Source organism: Actinoplanes sp. NPDC051537, from assembly GCF_055586105.1.
The window spans coordinates 235,033-249,741 of the sequence record NZ_JBVJIU010000007.1; the positions used below are offsets into that span (position 1 = coordinate 235,033).

Genomic DNA, 14,709 nt, shown 5'->3' on the forward strand with positions numbered 1-14,709 from the left:
GGCGGGTGGCTAAGGTGTCCTGGTGACCGCTCAGCCGCTGCTCGCCGTCGACGCTCCCAGCCTCTACTTCCGCGCCTTCCACGGCATCCCGGAAAAGGCGGCGCAGACCGCCGGCGGGGAACCGGTGAACGCGATCCGCGGGTTCCTCGACATGATCGCCCAGCTGATCCGCACCCGGCACCCCGATCGGCTGGTGTGCGCGCTCGACGCCTCGTGGCGGCCGGCCTGGCGGGTCGCGCTCGTGCCGTCCTACAAGAAGCACCGGGTCGCGCACGGCGACGTCGAGGTGGTGCCGCCGGCGCTGGAGAAGCAGGTCCCGGTGCTGCTCGAGGTGCTCGCCGCGGTCGGCATCCCGGCGTTCGGGGTGGACGGGTACGAGGCCGACGACGTGCTCGGCACGCTGGCCGCCACCCAGCCGGCGCCGGTCGAGGTGGTCTCCGGCGACCGCGACCTGTTCCAGCTCGTCGACGACGAGCGGGGCACCCGGCTGCTCTACTGCGGCCGCGGCGTGGCCAAGCTGGAGGATGCCGACAACGCCCTGGTCGAGGCCAAGTACGGGGTGCCGGCGCGGTGGTACGCGGACTTCGCGGCGATGCGCGGCGACCCGAGCGACGGCCTGCCCGGCGTGCCCGGCGTCGGCGAGAAGACCGCGGCCCGGCTGATCACCCGCTACGGCGGCGTCGACGAGATCATGGCGGCGCTCGACGACCCCGACTCCGGTTTCGCCCCCGGCGTGCGCACCAAGCTGGCGGACGCCAAGGAGTACCTGGCGGCCGCCCTGCCGGTGTGCCGGGTCGCGCTGGACGTCAAGCTGCCCGATTTCGACGCCGCGCTCCCCCGCGCCCCGAAGAACCCGGACGCGCTGCTGGCGCTGGCCGAGCGGTGGAACCTCGCGGGCTCGGCCCGCCGGCTGGTCGACGCGCTGGCCGGCTGAGCCGCGCGGGTCGTCCCCGGGGATGGCTCCCCGTGACCCGTGCAACACGGCTTCGGCTAACGACCGCGAAAGGTCGGACGATAACGACTCTGAACGGCCGGCGACCCGGCCCGAGGCGAGGAGTCATCGTTCATGCAGACCGGGCATCCGGCTTCCTGGTGGGCGCAGCTTCCGGAGGCGGCCGAGCGGTTCGACCGCGCCTCGGCGGCCGAGGGACTCAGCGACCTGATCGCCGCCAAGATCTTCTCGCCGCTGCTGCGCCGGGAGGCCCAGATCACCGCCGACGTCGTGGTGCGCCACCTCGGCCGGCCCGCGAGCCCGGAGCTGGCCGAGCGCGCCGCGCGGGCGACCGCGCGGCTGGTGAGCACCGTCGAGCGGCTCGGCGAGCGGCAGACCGGCACTGACTCCGGCGTCGGCGCGGCGCGCGCCCTGTGCCATGCCCTCCAGGGCCGGTGGGCGGACGCCGCCGCCGAGGCCGAGCCGTTCGTCGGCGCCCGGCCGCTGCTGCGGGTCTTCGTCGGCGCCATGCGGCTCGAGCACTTCGACGAGGCGCTGGCCGTGCGGCTGCTGGGCGCCGGGCAGAGCCCCGGGACCGCGGTGCGGGCGGCCCAGCTGATCGGCAAGCACGGCTGGTGGCCCACCTGGCTGCTCAAGATCGTCCACGCCCGGGCGCACGCCGGCACCCTCGACGAGGAAACCATCGCGGCGCTCGACCGGTGCGCCTACGCCGAGCTCAGCCCGGCCCAGGCGCGGATGGCGGCCCGCCTGCTCACCGGCGACGACGTGCTGGCCGAGTCGTCGGCGCGGCGGCTGGAGGGCCTGGGCGAGGCCGAGGCGGCGGTCAAGCTCCGGCAGGGCGACCTGACGGCGGTCGCCCTGGCGGCCCGGTCACTGCCGCTGTGACGGCGAGATCCAGCTCGTACGTCTGACCGATCAGCTCCGCCCCGAAGCTGGTGTGCGGCTCCGACGCCGTCAGCCGGAAGCCGCGCGCGAGGTACACGTGCCGGGCCGCCACCAGGGGATCGTTCGTCCACAACCGCATCCGCGCGTAGCCGGCCGCCCGCGCGAACGCCAGGCACGCGTCGACCAGGGCGCCGCCGAGGCCGTGGCCGCGGGCCGACGGGTCGACGGGTCGACCAGCAGGATCCGCAGCACCGCCGTGTCACCGCCGCCGTCCACGCAGAACACGCAGCCGGCCCGCTCGCCGCCGACCTCGGCGATCCACGCGTTCGACCGGGCCGGATCGCGGCCGGCCGCGTAGTCGGCGACGATCCGGGCGACCAGCGCCTCGAAGCTGGCGTCCCAGCCGTACTCCGCCGCGTACATCTCGCCGTGCGCCTTGATCACCCAGCCCAGATCGCCGGGCCGGCCGAGTTCTCGGATCATTTTCCGCCCCTTACTGAAACGACTGTTTCAGTTGGCATACTAACCGGGTGGCGGAGGGCAGGCGAGAGCAACTACTGGAGCTGGCGTACGGGTATGTGCGCGAGCACGGGCTCAGCGACCTGAGCCTGCGTCCGCTCGCCGCCGCCATCGGGTCCAGCCCGCGCGTGCTGCTGTTCCTGTTCGGCAGCAAGGACGGCCTGGTCAAGGCCCTGCTGGCGCGGGCGCGTGAGGAGGAGCTCGCGCTCCCGCACGGCCCGGGCGAGGGGCTCGACGCCGCCGCCGGTGCGGTGTGGGGCTGGCTGTCCGACGAGGCGAACCGGTCGCTGCTGCGGCTCTGGGTCGAGGCGTACGCGCGCAGTCTGCTCGACCGCGAGGGCCCCTGGGCCGGCTTCGCCGCGGGCACCGTCGCCGACTGGCTCGCCGTGCTGGCCGCCGCTCAGCCGCCGGCCGAGCGCGACACCCCCGCCGGCGTGGCCGAGCGCACCGCCGTCCTGGCCATCCTCCGCGGCGCCCTGCTCGACCTGCTCGCCACCGGCGACACCGCCCGCACCACGTCGGCCGTCACGACGGCCATCGGGCGGCGGGCGATTCCGCGTCCGGGATGAGCACCGACGGCGCCCCGCCCCCGTCGGCCGGCACCGACCACACGTCCGCGTCCCGGGCGTGACCGTCCTGCCGTCGTACCACGCGGCCTGGTCGTCGATGCTCCGCGTCTCGGCGAGATGCGTGCGGCCTCCCGTGGCCAGGTCGAGAACGGTCAGCCGCCACCCCTCGGCCGGGTTGCCGCCGCGCGCCTCCTGAACACGATCCGCGTCCCGTCCGGCCTTCGACGTTCCCGGCCGGCGCCCGTACGGTCTGAGCACGCACGTCCCCCGCGACCAGATACCGCTTCCCCGCCGTCGACATGGGCGAACGTCACGCCCCAGAAGTTGAGATCGACCTTCCGGCAGGGCCGCCCGTCCACGGTCACCGCGAACTTCTCCAGCGTGTCCACGGTCGTGCCGCCGGCCGTGTTCAGCATGCCGAGCCGGGTGGAGAACTTCCCGCCGTTGCAGCGGTCCCCGGCCACGAAGACGGCCAGCGCCACCAACGGGCCCGCGAACGCGCCGGCGCTGTCCATCGCCCGGGTGCGCGCCGAAGGCGCGGCCGAGGCCGCCGGCCGGCGTGGAGAGGGTGATCAGCGCGTCCCGTGGCGCGGTCCGCAGGCCCTTGCCGGCCCGGTCGGCCACGATCGCCGCGCCGATGCCGCCGGCCGCGAGGAGGCCGGCCTGGGCGGTCGGAGCGGCGGCGGCGGCGGACTCAGAATAGAGAACCGTCGATCAGGAATCGTCGCGGGCCGGATTGCCTCTCCCCCGCCTGACCAGGAAGAACCCGGCCACGGCGGCGATCACGACGACGGCGGTTACCCAGATCCACCAGTTGCTGCTGCCGTTGTCGGCGGCCGGCTCGGCGACCGGAACGGCGGCCGCCGACGTCACCAGCGGGCTCGGCGAAACCAAGGACGGGGACGGGGACGACGAGGGAGCGGTCGAGGGACCCGGCTTCAGGGTGACCAGCGGCGCCGGGTGGTCGGGCTCGTCCTGACCCGGCTGCTGGATCTCGATCCAGCGCACGATCGAGCCATCGCCGTACGTCTCGAGCGTCTTGAAGCTCAGCCGGGTCTCGCCCGCCGGCAGCTTCGCGATCTTGACCTTCCAGACCGCGTCCTGCCCGACCTTCAGCTCCTTGCCGCTCACGGTGAAACCATCACCGCCCCTCTGGTACGTCCACCCGGCCGGCGCCTTGATCAGGCTCACCGAGGACGGGTCGATCCCCGCGGGCAGCACCACCCGCTCGGCGCTGATGCCCGCCTTGTCGTTCTCCGCCTCACCGGTGAAGGTGAGCGTCACGTTCTCCGCCCCGGCCGTGGTCTTGTCCGCGCTCACCTCGACGTGGGCCAGCGCCGGTCCCGCCAGGCCCAGCACCATGCCGCCGGCGATCGCCCCCATCGTCACCATCCGTGACCCGAACCGCACTCTCCGACCACCTTCGCTGCGCATTGTCGAGACCGCCGGGCGACGGGCACGAGAACACAGTCGCTCGCCGGTCCCGGAAAGTTCCGGCGAATCCCGCGGGGATCACCGGCGCGGGCGTTTCAGATGGGTTGCCGACCGGTCCCGCCCTGGTGGAAGGCTCAAGCTCGGCCCGCCCGGCCCGATGAATCGCGTGAACTGGCCCGTAGATGATCGGAGAACGGATGACGACGCGAGCCGCGCGCACGTGCTTCGGCGCGTGGATTGTGGTGCTCACCGCCGTCTACTACGCCTTCCCCGACAGCCACCTCTACACGTGGGCGGCGCTCGGCTACTCGAGCGCGGGCATGGTGCTGCTGGGCGTACGGCTGAACAAGCCGTCCCGGAAGTGGCCGTGGTACCTCATCGCGGCGGCGCTGGTCTTCTTCAACACCGGCGACAACCTCTACAACCTGATCATCGCGCTCGGCCGCACCCCCGAGTTCCCCGGCCCCGCCGACCTGCTCTACCTGCTCGTCTACCCGCTGCTCACCGGCGCGTTCGTGCTGCTCGTGCGCTACCGCTCGGGCGGCGCCAGCAACCGGGCCGCGCTGCTGGACGCGCTGGTGCCGACGGTCGGGCTCGGCCTGCTCTCCTGGATCTACTGGATCGCGCCGTTCACCCGCTCGCACGAGCTGTCGACGCTGGAGAAGCTGGTCTCGGTCGGCTACCCGCTCGGCGACGTGCTCGTGCTCGCCATGACCCTGCGCATGATCACCACGCCCGGCCGCCGGCCGCGCGCGCTGTCGGTGATCGGCGCGGCCATGGTCGGCCTGCTGATCTCCGACATCTTCTACGGCCAGTCGCAGCTCAACGCGGCCTGGTCGCTGGGCGGCCCGGTCGACTTCGGCTGGATCGTCTTCTACGCCGCGATGGGCTTCGTCGCGCTGATGCCGTCGATGCGCGACCTCTCCGAGCCGGCGCCGCACGGCGCCACCGAGGGCGGCCCGCGCCGGATCATCTGGATGGCCTCGGCCGCGCTGATCGCCCCGGCCGTGCTCTACGTCGAGTGGATCCACGGCGCCGAGGTGGAGAATCTGCGCGACGGCGTGGTCGACGCGCCGGTCATCGCCGGCGCCGCGGCCCTGATGTTCCTGCTCGTGCTGGCCCGGGTGAACGGGCTCGCGCTGGCCCAGCGCCGGGCCCGGTCCCGGGAGCGGGCGCTGCGGCACGCCGGCGCGACGCTGTTCGGGGCGGCCACGGTCGAGGACGCGCTGGAGGCGACCCGCGCGGCCATCGGCACCCTGATGCCGCCGGACAAGCCGTACGAGCTCATGTTCGTCTTCGACGCGGTCGCCGAGCCGCAGCGGGCGCCGCTGCGCATGATCACCGCGGCCGAGCTGCCGGCCGGCCTGGAGCCGCGGGGGTTCGACGCGTTCCTGCTCGGCAAGCTGCCGCTGCCGGGCGACCCGCCCCGGCAGTGGGTGGGCGTGCTGGCCGCGCCGGCCGACGTGCTGGCCGACCTGCGCGACGCGTTCGAGGCGCTGTTCGCCCAGGTCGAGGTGCTGCTCCAGCGGATCACGCTGACCGGCGAGGTCAACCGCCGGGACAGCGAGGCCTGGTTCCGCACGCTGATCCAGAACGCGTCGGACGTCATCCTCATCGTCACCGACGAGGACGAGATCCGGTACGCGAGCCCGTCCGCGGCCACCGTTCTCGGCCACGCCGACCTGGCCGGCACCCCGCTCGCCGCCCTGGTCGCGGTCGGCCACCACCGGACCATGCAGGAGATCCTGGCCGCCGTCCGGGCCGGCCGCGGCACCCACGGCGCGCCCGACCTGACCGTGCTCTGCGCCGACGGCCGGCTCATGCAGGTCGAGGTCGACGGGCGGGATCTGCGGGCCGACCCGACCGTGCGCGGCCTGGTGCTGACGATCGGCGACGTCACCGAGCGGCGCCGCCTCGAGGAGGACCTGTCCCACCTGGCGTTCCACGACGGGCTGACCGGGCTCGCCAACCGGGTGCTGTTCCGCAACCGGCTCGAGCAGGCGTACGCCGAGGCCGGCCGGACCGGCAGCACGCTGTCCGTGCTGTTCGTCGACCTCGACGACTTCAAGGAGGTCAACGACACGCTCGGGCACGCCGTCGGCGACGAGCTGCTGGTCACGGTCGGCCAGCGGATCTCGGCGATCATCGGCGACGGCAGCGTGGCGGCCCGGATGGGCGGCGACGAGTTCGCCATCCTCATCGAGGAGGGCCACCACGCCGGCAGCGCCGAGGAGGTGGCGGCCGCGATCGTGGCGACCCTGGCGGTGGCGGTCGAGGTCTCCGACGGCATCGGCGGCACCCACAGCGTCAGCGGCGCGGCCAGCGTCGGCGTCGCGGCGAGCACCGACGCGGCCAGCGCCACCGAGCTGCTGCGCCACGCCGACCTGGCCCTCTACCAGGCCAAGGGCGGCGACAAGGGCACCTGGCAGCGCTACCAGCCCGAGCTGCACACCGCGATGGTGCAGCGGCTCGAGGTCCGCGCGGCGCTGCACGAGGCGATCGAGGCCGAGCAGTTCCGGCTGATGTACCAGCCGATCGTCGACATCAACACCGGCCTGATCACCGGCGTCGAGTCGCTGGTGCGCTGGGAGCACCCGGCCCGCGGCCTGCTCGGCCCGTACCACTTCATCGAGGTGGCCGAGGAGAGCGGCGCGATCGTGGCGATCGGCGGCTGGGTGCTGCGCGAGGCGCTCGAGGAGTTCGCCCGCTGGCGGGCGGCCGACCCGGACATGTCGCTGAAGTACATCAGCGTCAACGTGTCGGCGCGGCAGTTCCGCACGGCCGGCTTCGTCGGCCAGGTGCGCGACGCCATCGCCGCCGCCGGCGCCCGGCCCGAGTGGCTCCTGCTGGAGATCACCGAGAGCCTGGTGCTGCGCGACGTCGAGCAGGTGTGGGCCGATCTGCGGGCGCTGCGGGCGATGGGCGTACGCATCGCGATCGACGACTTCGGCACCGGGTACTCGTCGCTGAGCTACCTGCGGCAGATGCCGGTCGACGTGCTCAAGCTCGACAAGTCGTTCATCGACGACATCCTGAGCAGCGACCAGCAGCACACCATGGTTGACGCGATCGTCACCCTGGCGCGCAATCTCGACCTCGCGGTCGTCGCCGAGGGCATCGAGGACGCCGGCCAGCGGGCCGCGCTCGCGGGCATGGGCTGCCCATATGGACAGGGATACCTGTTCTCGAAGCCGGTCTGGCCGGCCGAGATCCTCGCGCTCGCGCACAGCGTGCCCGCGCTCGTCTGAGGGTTTTTGACGGATATTCACTAGCGGTGGCGGCTCGCGCGGGGCAAATTCGAGACGTGCTCGAAAACCCCGTGTGGGCCGCCCTCTCCGGGCCACAGGCCTGCTTCGCCGAAGCGTCCGGTGACGCCGCCCGCTATTCGTCCGACATCTCCCCGTTCGCGGCACTCGCCGACATCGGCGACCCGGCCGGCTGGCGCGACCTCGCCCGGCTGACCGACCTCGCGCTGCTGACCGCGCCGACGATCACCCCCGGGCCCGGATGGGAGGTGGCGGTATCGATCCCGGGCGTGCAGATGGTCGGCCACGGCATGACCGGCGTGGAGGACCCCGAGGCCGTCGCGCTCACCGAGACCGACGTGCCCGAGATCCTCGACCTGGTCGAGCGGGCCCAGCCCGGGCCGTTCCGCAAGCGCACCATCGAGCTCGGCCGCTACCTCGGGCTGCGCATCGACGGGCGGCTGGTGGCGATGGCCGGTGAGCGGTTCCACCTGCCCGGCTGGACCGAGATCAGCGCGGTCTGCACCGACCCCGACTTCCAGGGCCGCGGGCTCGGCGCCCGGCTCACCCTGGCCGTCGCGGCCGGCATCCTGAGCCGCGGCGAGCTGCCGTTCCTGCACGCCGCCGCCGACAACGACCGGGCCCTGCACCTCTACGAGCGGCTCGGCTTCGAGGCGAGCCACGACGTGGTGTTCGCCTCGTTCCGGCACGTGGGCTGAGGGCCGGCCGCAGCTGAGGGCCGGCCGCCGCTGAGGGCCGGCCGCAGCAGAGGGCCGGCCGCAGCTTGGGGCCGGCCCGCGAGGTGGGGGCCGGCCTACTCGCCGAGCGCGCCGTCCTTCGCGGGCGGCGCGTTGCCGGCGTCGGCCCAGCGGTCCTTGAGGTCGCCGATGCTCTGCAGCACGTCGGCGAGCTCGGCGCGTACCCGCTCGAGCCGGTTCTGCTGGTCGGCGGGCAGGCCGCCGCCGTGATCGTGCGAGACCAGCGTCGTCTCGCGCTCCTCGAGCTCCTCGCGCCGCTCGTGCAGGCGGTTCAGCTCGGCCTCGTACGCGTCCTGGGTGATCGGTTCGGGCTGCATGCCGTCATCTCTACACCCGTTGCTGTCCGATCGCGGACCCCGGTGACCGGCGTCGCGGGCCTAGGATCGAGCGCGTGCCGCTCTTGACGACCCACGACGAAGCCGTTGCCGCCGCCCGCGCGCTGGCCGAGGGCCTCGCGCCCGGCGCCGCCGACCGTGACCGGGCCGGTGCTGACGCCGTACCACGGGAAGCCCTTGATCTGCTGGATTCCTCCGGGCTGCTCGCGATCACCGTGCCCGCCGCCGACGGCGGACCCGGGCTCGGGCCGCGCACGCTGGCCGAGGTCACCCGGATCATCGCGTCCGCCGACCCGGCCATCGCGCAGGTGCCCCAGGCGCACTTCCTGATGATCGACCTGATCGCCGTGCACGGCACGCCCGAGCTGCGCAAGCGGCTCTACGCCGAGGTCCTCGCCGGCCGGCGGATCGGCAACGCCCTGGCCGAGCGCGGCGGCAAGCACGCCCAGGACCTGAAGACGACGTTCGCCGGCGGCCGGCTCGACGGCGTCAAGTACTACACGACCGGGGCCCTGACCAGCGCCTGGATCGGGGTCAGCGCGATCACGCCGGAGGGCCGGGTGGCGATGGTCTTCGTGCCGCGCGACGCGCCCGGCGTCGAGGTCGGCACCGATTGGGACGTGATGGGCCAGCGGGCGACGATCAGCGGGACGGCCACCTTCACGTCGGTGCCGGTGGAGCTGGCGATGGACTACACGTCGGTCTACGAGGTGCCGCAGCAGTTCGGGGCGCGGGCGCAGCTGACGCACGCGGCGATCGAGGTCGGCATCGCGTGCGGCGCGCTCGCCGACGCCCGCGTCTACCTGCGGGACAAGGCGCGGCCGTCGACCGAGGCGGTCCGGGCCGGCGCCGCCCGGGCCGGCGACGATCCGCACGTGATGTATCGCTACGGGCGGCTGGCCACCCGCGTACGGGCCGCGGTGGCGCTGCTGACCGACGCCGCCGCCACGCTCGAGTCGGTCGGGCTGGTGCCCGCGTCGGCCGAGGCCGCCGCCGAAGGGTCGCTCGCGGTGGCGGCGGCCAAGGCGTTCGGCAGCGAGGTCGCGGTCGAGGCCGGCTCCGAGCTGTTCGCCCTGTGCGGGACGAGCTCGACGGCGAGCAAGTACGACCTCGACCGGCACTGGCGCAACGCGCGGACGCACAGCGTCCACGACCCGGTCGACTGGAAATATCACCACCTGGCGGCCTACGAGCTCGGCGGGACGCTGCCGCCCAACCACGGTCAGATCTGAACGGGCCGCGCCCGCCGCCCTCAGGCCACGTCGTCCCCGAGCGCCAGGCGGCTGCCGGCGGTGGCCGTGCGGGCGATGACGACCCGGTCGATCTCCCGGCCGCGCTCGGTGACGGCCCGCAGCGTGAGCGTCGCGGTGTGGCCTTCGGCGGCCGGCTCGGAGTCGACCGCCACGAACGAGTAGCCGGTGTAGCGGACCCGTGACCAGGACACCTTCTCCGGCACCCGCTCGCGGCCGGCCGCCCAGACGTACGACTCGACCTCGCCCGTCTCCTTCTCGTGGCCGGCGTAGGTGTCCGGCGCCGAGAAGCCGTACAGGCCGCGGCCGCCGGCGCCCGCGGTCACGTAGACCGTGCCGTCCCGCTCCGGTCGCACGGTGCCGCCGATCGGGGTCTCGGTGGACACCCCGTGGCGGATCGCGTCGGCTCGCTCGTACACGTGGTTGTGGCCGTTGATCACCAGGTCGACCTGGTACTTGTCGAACAGCGGCACCCACAGGCTGCGGACGCCGCCCTCGGAGGCGTGCGCCGTCGTCGTCGAGAAGGCGCAGTGGTGGAAGAAGACCACGACGAAGTCGACGTCGGACTGCTCGCGCAGGAACTTCAGCCGCCGGTCGAGCCACCGGGTCTGGGCGCCGCCGGTGTAGCCGCGGTTGTGGTCCCGCTCGAAGCAGACGTCGTTGGCGTCGAGCGCGACGACGCCCACGTTCCCGTAGATGAACGAGTAGATCCCCTTCTCGGGGCCGTTGTCCGGAAAGCTCCAGCGCGCCTTCTGCCCGCCGTAGCCGTCGTGCGAGTACATCGCCTCCATGTCGTGGTTGCCGAAGCACGGCATCCACGGGACGGACGCGGCGATCGGCTCGGTCTGCAGCAGGAACTCGTCCCAGGTGCCGGGGTCGTACACGTCCGACTTGAGCGCGTGCCCGGTCTCGTCGGCGTAGCAGAGGTCGCCGGCGTGCAGGTGGAACACGGGCCGCTGGGCCGCCACCATGCCGTCGTTGCGCAGGGCGTGCACGCTGACGCCCTGGTCGCCGAACGCGGTGAAGGTGAACGGCTCGGCCAGCCGCCGCCGGCTGGGCGCGGTGGTGAACGAGTCGATCCGGCCGAAGTCGGCGAGGTCGGTCGGGTCGAAGCCGGCGTGCCCGACCGCGTAGTAGTACGTCGTGCCCGGGGTCAGGTCGTCGAGCTCGGCGTGCAGGTAGTACTGGTCGATCGGGGCGACCACGTCGTCGATCTCGGAGTGCAGGGCGCGCACGTCGGCGGCGATCTTCTCGCCCAGGCTCCAGGGCTGGTCGCCGATGCGCACGTACGGCCGATGCACCCGGTACGGCGTCTGCCAGCCGACCCGCATCTGGGTCCGCGGGTTCGCGCCCCAGGCGAGGTGCCGCCCGAACGGGACGACCATGCGGCCGGGCACCGTCTCGGACCGCGCGAACGCCGGACCGCCCCCGGTGAGGGCCGCCGCGGCGGCGCCGGCGGTCGCGGCCAGCAGCGTACGACGTCTGGTCCGGCGGCTTCGAAGTATCTCGTGCTGCTCGGCGATGGTCAGCCGCGCGGCGAGACGGTCGGGCAGGCCCATTCGGGGGATGTCGATTCCCGGCACGGGTTGAACCGTATCATCCCGCTTAATCCGATTTGTCGCGGTCTAGCAGCTCGAGGGTGCGCTCGTCCGGTCCGCCGCACATCTCGTCCCGGATCCGTGCGAACGGCGACGGGTCGATCGCGGCGAACAAGGTCATCGACGAGCGGAACTTCAGGTCGTCGGGATACCCGAACGTGGTGCCGCTCGTGAACGCCGCCGCCGCGCAGGTCCGCAGGCGCGGGCCGAGCACCGGATGGGCCAGATAGGCGGCCGCCTCGGCCCGGTCCCGGATCGCGTAGCGCTGCGCGGCCGGGCTCGACCCCAGCCCGGCGATCTGCGGGAAGACGAACCACATCCAGTGCGTGCGCTTCTCCCCCGCCTCGATCTCGGCGAGGGCCCGCTCGTGGACGCCCTCCTGGGCCACGACGAAACGCTCCAGATCAGCCATTCGGCCAGTCTGCCGTCATTCCGGTCCGGGCGTGCGGGCGCCCGGCCTACAGTCCAGTCGACCCCCCACCGTTCAGAGGGGAACAGCACGATGCGTGCGGTATTCGGCAAGGCTCTCGCCGCGGTGCTCATCACGGGCGCCGCCATCCTCATCCCGGCCGGACCGGCCCTCGCGGCCACCGGCGTCTTCATCAGCAGCAACGACGGGCGGTGCCTGGACGCGGACATCGCCAGCCCCACGCACAACGGCACCAAGGTGCAGGCGTGGCAGTGCATCGGCGGCGAACGCAACCAGACATGGACCTGGTACACCGACGGCACGATCCGGACGGCGTGGGACGGCCGCTGCCTCGACGAGGACATCGCCGGCGGCACCCACAACGGCAGCAAGGCCCAGCTCTGGGACTGCAACGGCCAGCTCAACCAGAAGTGGAACGTGAACGCCGACCACACCATCACCAGCCGGTGGGACGGCCGCTGCCTCGACGAGGACATCGCCGGCGGCACCCACAACGGCACCAAGGTGCAGGTGTGGGACTGCAACGGCTGGCTCAACCAGAAGTGGCACCGGTAAAGCTACATTTTGGCGCTTGCCGTCCGATATGGGGAGAGTTCCCTCTCTAGGAGTCACCCATGTCGGACGGCGAGTTCCACGCCTACGTCGGCCTGCTGGCGTTCAGCGGGCTTGTGCTGTCGGTGCTGGCCGTGCGCGGGTTCGGCCAGCGGCCCTTCTCCCGGGTGATCGACGGCCTGTTCGCCGCCGGTTTCCTCGGCTACGCGGGCTTCCTCGTCGTCACCGACCCGCCGACCGTGATGATCTTCTACTACGCCTTCGCCGCGCCCGTGTGGCTGGTGTGGCGCATGTGGCGGGAGCGGGCGCGGGAGCGGCGTAAGCGGTTCGCCGCCGGCATCACCACGCAGATTTACGCGCCGCCGCCCGCACCCACCCCGCTGACCCCTTTTCCGCCACCGCCGCCGCCGTTGGAGTCGTCGCCGCCGAAGGATGAGCGGCCGGAGCATCAGCAGCACCGGACCTCGTATCAGCCGCGGCCGTCGGGGTTGCCGTCCGCCGACGGGGCCGACTCCGCCCTTTCTGCCGCATCCGCGCCACCGGCTGCGTCCGCGCCGCCCTCCGCGGCTTCCGCGCCGTCGATGCCGCGGCCGTCGGGGCTGCCCGCGGCGGTGTCGCCGGGTGCGCCCGGAAACGCGCCGGCCGCTCGTCCGGGAAGGCCGTCGGGCCTGCCGGGGCGGGGCGAACCGTCGGTGCCGGCGCCCGCTCCCGATCCCGGCCCTCACCACCTGGCTCCGCCGTGGGCGCGCGACGACCTGCCGCACGCCGTCCAGCAGCCGGACTTCGACCAGGCCGGGCATGACACCCACGGCGAGCAGAACGCGGCGCACGAGACCAGCACCCGGCTGCGGCAGCCCGCCTACCTCGCGGACCACGCCAACCGTGGCCGGCACCGGGCGTCCGACGACAACCCGGCGCCGGAGTCCTCGCCCGACGAGTGGCCGCCGCGCCACTGACGGACCCGCCGGGGCGCCGCGCGCTCGCCGGGCGTGGCAGATTGGCGGGATGGACTACCGCCGGACCTTCCGATCGGCCGCCGTCAGCTATGTCGACCTGGTCAGCCGCATCCCGGCCGAGCGCTGGGACGGCCCCGGCCTCGGCGACTGGACCATGCGCGACCTGGTCGGCCACACCACGAGCTCGGCGTTGCGCCAGGTGCCCGAGGTCCTCGGCAACCCGGCGGCGGAGGTCACCGTCGGCACGGCGGAGGGCTATTGGGCGTACGCCCGGAGCGTGCCCGCCGACATCCTGGCCGCCGCCACGGCCGCGTCGGCGGCGGACGCGCACGCCACCGGACTGCTGCTCGGCGCCGATCCCGCGGGCGTCGTCGGCGAGCTGGCGGGGCGAGCCACCCAGGCGCTGGCCGCGGTCGGCGACGACGACATCGTGACGACCCCGCTGGGCGGGATGCGGGCGCGCGAATGGCTGCGCACCCGGACGTTCGAGCTCGTCGTGCATGGTCTCGACACGGCGGCTGCGGGCGGCGTACCTCATGGGATCGCTCCGGAAGCGCTCGCCGAGGCAGCCACCCTGGCCGCCCGCCTGACCGTCGCCCTCGGTGACGGCGAGGCCCTGCTGCGCGCGCTGACCGGCCGGGGTGAGCTGCCGCCGAAGTTCTCGATCGTCTGACCTAGGCGCAGGTCGCGAACTCGATGCCGGCCGCGGTCACGGCCGGCTTCACGCAGGTCTGCGTGGTGATCCTCTTCGGCCCGAAGTTGTCCTGGCGGGTGTCGGTCACCACCTCGACCCGGCCGTCCGCCAGCGCCGTGAAGGTCATCGGGATCGGGTCGCCCTCGGTGGTCGGGCGGGTCACCGCGAGGCGGGCCGGGCGGTTCGCCTTCGCGGCGTCCACCAGGCAGCGGGCCGCGTCCGCCGGGAAGCGCTCGCCCTGGTCGAGCGTGAACGTGCCGCAATCGGTGCCGGTCGCGCTCGGCGCCGGGCCGGCCGGCGCCGTCCCGGACGGTGTCGTCCCGGCCGTTGTCGTCCCGGCCGGCGGCGTCCCGGGCGTTGCCGCCCCGGCCGGCGTCGTCACGGGCGAGGCGCAGGCGGCCAGCGCCGAGGCCGCAATGATCAAGCGCAGTACTCGCGTCATGGGAGGTCGGACGCTCGCCGGCGGCCGCGCGTTCCCGCCTCGGCCTTTCCGGCTCGGCGTTTGCGGCTCAGCGTTTGCGGCTCAGCGTTT

General features: G+C 73.4%; 17 protein-coding genes. 9 read left to right on the forward strand and 8 right to left on the reverse strand.

What is annotated here, in order from left to right:
• The first annotated feature begins 19 nt into the window (after positions 1-19).
• Together ACZ6TB_RS18910 and ACZ6TB_RS18915 are read left to right on the forward strand one after the other, a co-directional pair.
• Positions 20-934: a 5'-3' exonuclease gene (locus ACZ6TB_RS18910; protein WP_465556056.1), complete on the forward strand. Its 915-nt coding sequence runs from the start codon at positions 20-22 to the stop codon at positions 932-934.
• A gap of 132 nt (positions 935-1,066) precedes the next feature.
• A complete protein-coding gene (locus ACZ6TB_RS18915; protein ID WP_465555806.1) occupies positions 1,067-1,837 on the forward strand; it encodes a hypothetical protein in 771 nt (256 codons plus the stop codon).
• Here the strand turns inward: ACZ6TB_RS18915 and ACZ6TB_RS18920 are convergent.
• Positions 1,776-2,024, reverse strand: coding sequence for a hypothetical protein (locus ACZ6TB_RS18920; RefSeq protein ID WP_465556057.1), 249 nt, complete (start codon positions 2,022-2,024; stop codon positions 1,776-1,778). The two genes, ACZ6TB_RS18915 and ACZ6TB_RS18920, sit on opposite strands and share 62 nt — an antisense overlap.
• Positions 1,907-2,320, reverse strand: a complete 414-nt coding sequence (locus tag ACZ6TB_RS18925) for a GNAT family N-acetyltransferase (RefSeq protein ID WP_465555807.1) — start codon at positions 2,318-2,320, stop codon at positions 1,907-1,909. Before ACZ6TB_RS18925 ends, ACZ6TB_RS18920 begins: the two co-directional genes overlap by 118 nt.
• A 47-nt stretch (positions 2,321-2,367) precedes the next feature.
• On the opposite strand from ACZ6TB_RS18925, the gene ACZ6TB_RS18930 reads away from it, so the two are divergent.
• A complete protein-coding gene (locus tag ACZ6TB_RS18930; RefSeq protein WP_465555808.1) occupies positions 2,368-2,925 on the forward strand; it encodes a TetR/AcrR family transcriptional regulator in 558 nt (185 codons plus the stop codon).
• 152 nt (positions 2,926-3,077) lie between these two features.
• On the opposite strand, the gene ACZ6TB_RS18935 is transcribed toward ACZ6TB_RS18930, so the two are convergent.
• Both ACZ6TB_RS18935 and ACZ6TB_RS18940 read right to left on the reverse strand, forming a co-directional pair.
• Positions 3,078-3,440 (reverse strand): hypothetical protein, encoded by a 363-nt coding sequence (locus ACZ6TB_RS18935; RefSeq protein WP_465555809.1) that lies wholly within the window; start codon positions 3,438-3,440, stop codon positions 3,078-3,080.
• Positions 3,441-3,639: 199 nt separating this feature from the next.
• Positions 3,640-4,335: a DUF1775 domain-containing protein gene (locus tag ACZ6TB_RS18940; RefSeq protein ID WP_465555810.1), complete on the reverse strand. Its 696-nt coding sequence runs from the start codon at positions 4,333-4,335 to the stop codon at positions 3,640-3,642.
• Positions 4,336-4,556: 221 nt separating this feature from the next.
• Between ACZ6TB_RS18940 and ACZ6TB_RS18945 the strand changes: the two genes are divergently transcribed.
• Both ACZ6TB_RS18945 and ACZ6TB_RS18950 read left to right on the forward strand, forming a co-directional pair.
• Positions 4,557-7,607 (forward strand): putative bifunctional diguanylate cyclase/phosphodiesterase, encoded by a 3,051-nt coding sequence (locus tag ACZ6TB_RS18945; RefSeq protein WP_465555811.1) that lies wholly within the window; start codon positions 4,557-4,559, stop codon positions 7,605-7,607.
• A 56-nt stretch (positions 7,608-7,663) separates the two neighbouring features.
• Complete coding sequence (locus ACZ6TB_RS18950; RefSeq protein WP_465555812.1) at positions 7,664-8,323, forward strand: GNAT family N-acetyltransferase; 660 nt, start codon at positions 7,664-7,666, stop codon at positions 8,321-8,323.
• A 95-nt stretch (positions 8,324-8,418) separates the two neighbouring features.
• On the opposite strand, the gene ACZ6TB_RS18955 is transcribed toward ACZ6TB_RS18950, so the two are convergent.
• Positions 8,419-8,679: a hypothetical protein gene (locus ACZ6TB_RS18955; protein WP_465555813.1), complete on the reverse strand. Its 261-nt coding sequence runs from the start codon at positions 8,677-8,679 to the stop codon at positions 8,419-8,421.
• A 74-nt stretch (positions 8,680-8,753) separates the two neighbouring features.
• Here ACZ6TB_RS18955 and ACZ6TB_RS18960 point away from each other — a divergent pair, with 74 nt between their 5' ends.
• Positions 8,754-9,929: an acyl-CoA dehydrogenase family protein gene (locus tag ACZ6TB_RS18960; protein ID WP_465555814.1), complete on the forward strand. Its 1,176-nt coding sequence runs from the start codon at positions 8,754-8,756 to the stop codon at positions 9,927-9,929.
• Between the two features lie 20 nt (positions 9,930-9,949).
• Here the strand turns inward: ACZ6TB_RS18960 and ACZ6TB_RS18965 are convergent, their stop codons facing one another.
• Positions 9,950-11,530, reverse strand: a complete 1,581-nt coding sequence (locus tag ACZ6TB_RS18965) for a purple acid phosphatase family protein (protein WP_465555815.1) — start codon at positions 11,528-11,530, stop codon at positions 9,950-9,952.
• Between the two features lie 22 nt (positions 11,531-11,552).
• Positions 11,553-11,957: a DUF1810 domain-containing protein gene (locus ACZ6TB_RS18970; protein WP_465555816.1), complete on the reverse strand. Its 405-nt coding sequence runs from the start codon at positions 11,955-11,957 to the stop codon at positions 11,553-11,555.
• Between the two features lie 90 nt (positions 11,958-12,047).
• On the opposite strand from ACZ6TB_RS18970, the gene ACZ6TB_RS18975 reads away from it, so the two are divergent.
• From ACZ6TB_RS18975 to ACZ6TB_RS18985, 3 genes are read left to right on the forward strand one after another with little or no spacing between them, the layout of a single operon-like run.
• Positions 12,048-12,530, forward strand: coding sequence for a ricin-type beta-trefoil lectin domain protein (locus tag ACZ6TB_RS18975; RefSeq protein WP_465555817.1), 483 nt, complete (start codon positions 12,048-12,050; stop codon positions 12,528-12,530).
• Positions 12,531-12,589: 59 nt separating this feature from the next.
• The gene (locus ACZ6TB_RS18980; protein ID WP_465555818.1) at positions 12,590-13,483 is read left to right on the forward strand and encodes a hypothetical protein; all 894 of its coding nucleotides are present in this window, start codon (positions 12,590-12,592) and stop codon (positions 13,481-13,483) included.
• 49 nt (positions 13,484-13,532) lie between these two features.
• Complete coding sequence (locus ACZ6TB_RS18985) at positions 13,533-14,156, forward strand: maleylpyruvate isomerase N-terminal domain-containing protein (RefSeq protein ID WP_465555819.1); 624 nt, start codon at positions 13,533-13,535, stop codon at positions 14,154-14,156.
• Position 14,157: 1 nt separating this feature from the next.
• Here ACZ6TB_RS18985 and ACZ6TB_RS18990 read toward each other — a convergent pair whose 3' ends face one another.
• Positions 14,158-14,619 carry a DUF4362 domain-containing protein gene (locus ACZ6TB_RS18990; RefSeq protein WP_465555820.1) on the reverse strand — a complete coding sequence of 154 codons (462 nt, stop codon included), beginning with the start codon at positions 14,617-14,619 and terminating at the stop codon, positions 14,158-14,160.
• Between the last annotated feature and the right edge of the window lie 90 nt (positions 14,620-14,709).

What these genes read in the sequence shown, in the direction of transcription:
- ACZ6TB_RS18915 (WP_465555806.1), top strand. Translation starts at nt 1,067, where the DNA reads ATGCAGACCGGGCATCCGGCTTCCTGGTGGGCGCAGCTTCCGGAGGCG.
- ACZ6TB_RS18925 (WP_465555807.1), bottom strand. Translation starts at nt 2,320, where the DNA reads ATGATCCGAGAACTCGGCCGGCCCGGCGATCTGGGCTGGGTGATCAAG.
- ACZ6TB_RS18935 (WP_465555809.1), bottom strand. Translation starts at nt 3,440, where the DNA reads ATGGACAGCGCCGGCGCGTTCGCGGGCCCGTTGGTGGCGCTGGCCGTC.
- ACZ6TB_RS18945 (WP_465555811.1), top strand. Translation starts at nt 4,557, where the DNA reads ATGACGACGCGAGCCGCGCGCACGTGCTTCGGCGCGTGGATTGTGGTG.
- ACZ6TB_RS18955 (WP_465555813.1), bottom strand. Translation starts at nt 8,679, where the DNA reads ATGCAGCCCGAACCGATCACCCAGGACGCGTACGAGGCCGAGCTGAAC.
- ACZ6TB_RS18970 (WP_465555816.1), bottom strand. Translation starts at nt 11,957, where the DNA reads ATGGCTGATCTGGAGCGTTTCGTCGTGGCCCAGGAGGGCGTCCACGAG.
- ACZ6TB_RS18975 (WP_465555817.1), top strand. Translation starts at nt 12,048, where the DNA reads ATGCGTGCGGTATTCGGCAAGGCTCTCGCCGCGGTGCTCATCACGGGC.
- ACZ6TB_RS18980 (WP_465555818.1), top strand. Translation starts at nt 12,590, where the DNA reads ATGTCGGACGGCGAGTTCCACGCCTACGTCGGCCTGCTGGCGTTCAGC.
- ACZ6TB_RS18985 (WP_465555819.1), top strand. Translation starts at nt 13,533, where the DNA reads ATGGACTACCGCCGGACCTTCCGATCGGCCGCCGTCAGCTATGTCGAC.
- ACZ6TB_RS18990 (WP_465555820.1), bottom strand. Translation starts at nt 14,619, where the DNA reads ATGACGCGAGTACTGCGCTTGATCATTGCGGCCTCGGCGCTGGCCGCC.